This window comes from Sphingomonas sp. (genome assembly GCF_031380695.1).
Taxonomy (GTDB): Bacteria; Pseudomonadota; Alphaproteobacteria; order Sphingomonadales; family Sphingomonadaceae; genus Sphingomicrobium.
Map to the genome: position 1 here is coordinate 1 of NZ_JANMWY010000220.1, position 5,152 is coordinate 5,152.

Below are 5,152 nucleotides of genomic sequence, written 5' to 3' on the forward strand. Positions count from 1 at the left end.
GCCGACCTGCCGATCTGCGCCGACATGGCCGAGTTCGCCGAGGTCGTGGCCGACTGGCATGATCCGGAGTTGGTACGGTTTGCGGCGGGCGAGGAAGCGCATCGCGATTGGCTTGCGTGGAGCGATCCGCAGCCGCGCGACGGGATCACGATGGACCTCGGCCCGTGCGTCGCGGCGATGCGCGATCTGCTCCCGCCGGACACGATCATCTGCAACGGAGCGGGCAATTTCTCAGGCTGGTGGCATCGCTACTGGCGCTATGCGGCGATGCCGTGTCAGCTCGCGCCGACCAGCGGGACGATGGGCTATGGCCTGCCCGCCGCAGTCGCCGCCGCGCTCCGCTTTCGCGACCGGACGGTGGTGTGCGTTGCGGGTGACGGCGATTTCCTGATGAACGGGCAGGAGTTGGCGACGGCGGCGCAATATGGCGTCGACCTGCTGGTCGTGCTGGTCGATAATGGTGGCTATGGCACGATTCGCATGCACCAGGAGCGCGAATATCCAGAACGGGTCAGCGCGACGGCGCTGGCCAACCCCGATTTCGTGCGGCTGGCCGAAGCCTATGGCGGCTGGGGCGAGCGGGTCGCGGCGACGGCGGCGTTTGCGCCCGCGCTGGCGCGAGCGATGGCGCGCACGGGGATCCGCCTGCTCCACTGCATTACCGACATGGACGTGATCAACACCGCGACCACGATCGGCGCGATGCGGGCTAAGGGTTGATGCGCCAATATCTCGACCTGATGCAGCGTGTGCTCGACGAGGGCATGCCGCAGGCGGACCGCACCGGCACCGGCACTTTGACGACGTTCGGGGCGCAGATGCGCTTCGACCTGGCGCAGGGCTTCCCGCTGCTGACGACGAAGAAGCTGCACCTGCGTTCGATCATCGTCGAACTGCTGTGGTTCCTGCGCGGTGACACCAATGTCCGCTGGCTGCAGGAGCGCAAGGTCAGCATCTGGGACGAATGGGCCGATGCCGAGGGCAATCTCGGCCCGGTGTATGGCAAGCAGTGGCGCGACTGGGAGGCGGCCGATGGCCGCCATATCGACCAGATCCGCGAACTGATCGACCTGATCAAGCGCGACCCCGCGTCACGGCGGCAGATCGTGACGGCGTGGAACCCGGGCGAGCTGGGGCAGATGGCGCTCGCCCCGTGCCATTGCCTGTTCCAGACGCAGGTTGCAGCGGGGCGGCTGAATCTACAGCTGTATCAGCGGAGTGCCGACCTGTTCCTCGGCGTGCCGTTCAACATCGCCAGCTATGCCCTGCTAACCCACATGCTGGCGCGCGAATGCGGTTTGCAACCGGGGGTGTTCGTGTGGACCGGCGGCGATGTGCACCTTTACTCGAACCACCTCGACCAGGCACGGCTGCAGCTGACGCGCGAGCCGAGGAGGTTGCCGGGGTTGATCCTGAAGGATCGCGGGCAGGCGATCGACGGCTATGAGCCCGACGATTTCGCGTTCGAAGGCTATGACGCGCATCCCTCGATTGCCGCTCCGATCGCGGTTTAACGCTTTTTCGCCCGGAACGGCAGCGTAATGGACCCCAATGCGCCAATGGACGTTGAGTAGTCATCGGAACCCAAGGGAGAAATGACATGGCGCGGAAAATTATTACGATTGCGTTGATCGGCGGCGGCCTGATGATGGCAGCCTGCAACACGGTACGCGGAGCGGCGAAGGATATGAATTCGGCCGCAAACGCCACGTCAAACGCAATCCATTAAGATTCGGCCGTTTCGGCGGCAAAGTTTATTGGCCGGTCGACCCGTTCAGACTCTGGACAGGCGACCGGCTTTTGAATCATGATCTTCACACCTGTTTTGATGGAGGAAGAAATGGTTCGCAAATTCGTTACCCTGGCCGTGATCGGCGGCGCGCTCGTCCTATCGGCGTGCAATACCGTGCGTGGTGTCGGCGCCGACGTCGGCTCGGCGGCCAACGCGACCGAGAATGCGATGCACTAGTCGGTTGGGTCGCTTTCGGGCGGTCCACGACGACCCAAGAGAAAGCCCCGCCGGTCAGATCGACCGGCGGGGCGTTTTCATGTGTGCGGTAACCCGAACTAGCTGTTCAGATAATCCCCCGCGTCGGCGTCGGTGCCGTGACCCGACATGGCGACGTCGCCGAGCGGATCGTTGCCGATCGCTGCTTCCGGTCCCTGCGCCAGTTCGGCGGCATGCTCCTGCGCGGCATTGTCGGGCGCGATCAGCGCGGCGGCTTCGGAGGTCACCACCAACGCTTCCTGGAAGCGCTTCTGCGCCGCCCGCAGCGCCGTGTCGCGGCTGGTCGCCGCTACGCGCATCCGGTTGAGGCTGGCGCCGGTGCCGGCCGGGATCAGCCGGCCGACGATGACATTTTCCTTCAGCCCGTTGAGCGTGTCGATCTTGCCCTGGACCGAGGCCTCGGTGAGCACCCGCGTGGTCTCCTGGAACGACGCCGCCGAGATGAAGCTGCGGGTCTGCAGCGACGCCTTGGTGATGCCGAGCAGGACCGGCTTGCCCTCCGCCTTCTTGCCCTTCTTGTCGAGCTTGGCGTTGGCCTCGTCCATCTCGTCGCGATCGACCTGCTCGCCTTTCAACAGCGTAGTATCGCCATCTTCGGTGATCTCGACCTTTTGCAGCATCTGGCGAACGATCACCTCGATGTGCTTGTCGTTGATCTTCACGCCCTGGAGGCGATAGACCTCCTGGATCTCGGTCACGAGGTATTCCGCCAGCGCGACGACGCCGAGCACTTCGAGAATGTCGTGCGGATCGGGTGAGCCACCGACGAGATTGTCGCCGCGCTTGACGTAATCGCCCTCCTGGACGTCAATCACCTTCGACTTCTGAACCAGGTAGGCGACCTCTTCCGACCCGTCGTCGGGGATGATCACGATCTTGCGCTTAGCCTTATAGTCCTTCTTGAAGCTGACCTTGCCCGAGATTTTGGCGATGATCGCCGCATCCTTGGGCTTGCGCGCTTCGAACAGCTCGGCAACGCGCGGCAGACCGCCGGTGATGTCGCGCGTCCGAGCTGCCTCGCGCGGCAGGCGGGCAAGCACTTCGCCGGCTTCGACCGTAGCCCCGTCCTCGACCGCGATGATCGCGCCCGGGACCAGGCGATAGACGCCCGCCTCGGCTGCGTCCGCCCCGGTCAGGGTCAGGCGGGGACGAAGGTCCTCCTTCTTCGACTTGGCGATGTCATCCATGATCACGCGCTGCGAGATGCCGGTCGACTCGTCGGTCACTTCCGACAGGGTGCGGTTGTCGAGTACGTCCTGATACTTCACGACGCCCGCCTTCTCGGTGATGACCGGCGCAAACGACGGATCCCACTCGGCAATTCGGTCACCGCGACTGACGATGTGGCCGCTCTCGCACAGGAGATGGGCACCATATTGCACGCGATGGGTAGACAGCTCGCGGCCGTCCATATCGAGGATCGCGATTTCGCCCGAACGCGACAGCGAGATGTGCCGTCCGCGCGGATCGGTGATCGTCGGCATGTCGCGGAACTCGACGGTGCCGTCGACCGGCGCCTCTAGGTTCGACTGCTCGTTGAGCTGGGCCGCGCCGCCGATGTGGAAGGTCCGCATCGTCAGTTGGGTGCCCGGCTCGCCGATCGACTGCGCCGCAATGACGCCGACGGCTTCGCCGATGTTGACCGGGGTGCCGCGGGCGAGATCGCGCCCGTAGCACTTGCCGCAGACGCCCTTCTTGGCCGCGCACACCAGCGGCGAGCGGATCTTCAGCGCCTGGAGACCAATCTCCTCGAGCTTGAGGATCATCGCCTCATCGAGCAGGGTACCCTCGGGGATCATCGCCTTGGACGTCTTGGGGTCTATGATGTCTTCCGCCGTGGTCCGGCCGAGAACGCGGTCGCCGAGCGAGGCGATGACCGCGCCGCCCTGGACGATGGCGCGCATCTCGAGCGCCTGGTCGGTGCCGCAATCCTCCTCTGCGATGACGCAATCCTGGCTCACGTCGACGAGGCGGCGGGTGAGATAGCCCGAGTTGGCGGTCTTCAATGCCGTGTCCGCGAGACCCTTGCGGGCGCCGTGGGTCGAGTTGAAATATTCAAGGACGGTCAGACCCTCCTTGAAGTTCGAGATGATCGGCGTCTCGATGATCTCGCCCGACGGCTTGGCCATCAGGCCGCGCATGCCGGCGAGCTGCTTGATCTGTGCCTGCGATCCGCGGGCACCCGAGTGGGCCATCATGTAGATCGAGTTGATGTCCTGCTCGCGGCCATTGTCCATGACCTTGACCGACGAGATTTCCTTCATCATCTCGCTGGCGACACGGTCACCGCAGCGCGACCAGGCGTCGATCACCTTGTTGTACTTTTCCTGCTGGGTGATCAGGCCGTCCTGATACTGCTGCTCATAATCCTTCACCAGCGCGCGGGTCTCGTCGACCAGCCCGACCTTGGCGGCGGGGATGACCATGTCGTCCTTGCCGAAGCTGATGCCAGCCTTGAACGCGTGGCGGAAGCCGAGCGTCATGATGGCATCGGCGAAGAGCACCGTTTCCTTCTGGCCGGTGTGGCGATAGACGATGTCGATGACGTCGCCGATCTCCTTCTTGGTCAGCAGGCGGTTGACCGTCTCGAACGGCACCTTGTGCGACTTGGGCAGCGTCTCGGCGAGGAGCATGCGGCCGGCGGTCGTCTCGAACCGCTTCAGATACTCCTTGCCAGCCTCATCGGTCTGCGGGACGCGGCTGATGATTTTGGTGTGGAGCGTGACGGCGCCGGCGGCGAGCGCGCGGTGGACCTCGGTCATGTCCGACAGCATCATGCCTTCGCCCGGCTCGCCCTGCTTCTCGATCGAGAGATAATAGAGCCCGAGCACCATGTCCTGCGACGGCACGATGATCGGCTTGCCGTTGGCGGGCGAGAGGATGTTGTTGGTCGACATCATCAGGACGCGCGCTTCCAGCTGGGCCTCGAGGCTCAGCGGGACGTGCACGGCCATCTGATCGCCGTCGAAGTCGGCGTTGAACGCGGCGCAGACCAGCGGGTGCAGCTGGATCGCCTTGCCCTCGATCAGCACCGGCTCGAACGCCTGGATACCGAGGCGATGGAGCGTCGGCGCGCGATTGAGCAGCACGGGATGCTCGCGGATCACCTCGTCGAGGATGTCCCACACTTCCTTGCGCTCTTTT

4 protein-coding genes are annotated in these 5,152 nt (G+C 64.4%); 3 read left to right on the forward strand and 1 reads right to left on the reverse strand.

Annotated features, from left to right (window positions below):
* From RMN84_RS07920 to RMN84_RS07930, 3 genes are all read left to right on the forward strand, one after another.
* Positions 1-720 (forward strand): thiamine pyrophosphate-dependent enzyme (locus tag RMN84_RS07920; protein WP_309611634.1); only part of this gene is annotated, 720 nt, incomplete at its 5' end.
* The gene (locus tag RMN84_RS07925; protein WP_309611635.1) at positions 720-1,514 is read left to right on the forward strand and encodes a thymidylate synthase; all 795 of its coding nucleotides are present in this window, start codon (positions 720-722) and stop codon (positions 1,512-1,514) included. The genes RMN84_RS07920 and RMN84_RS07925, both read left to right, overlap by 1 nt.
* Positions 1,515-1,840: 326 nt before the next feature.
* Positions 1,841-1,969, forward strand: coding sequence for an entericidin EcnA/B family protein (locus tag RMN84_RS07930; RefSeq protein WP_309611636.1), 129 nt, complete (start codon positions 1,841-1,843; stop codon positions 1,967-1,969).
* A gap of 98 nt (positions 1,970-2,067) precedes the next feature.
* Here RMN84_RS07930 and rpoC read toward each other — a convergent pair.
* Positions 2,068-5,152: DNA-directed RNA polymerase subunit beta' (gene rpoC, locus RMN84_RS07935; RefSeq protein ID WP_309611637.1), on the reverse strand; the 3,085-nt coding region annotated here is incomplete at its 5' end.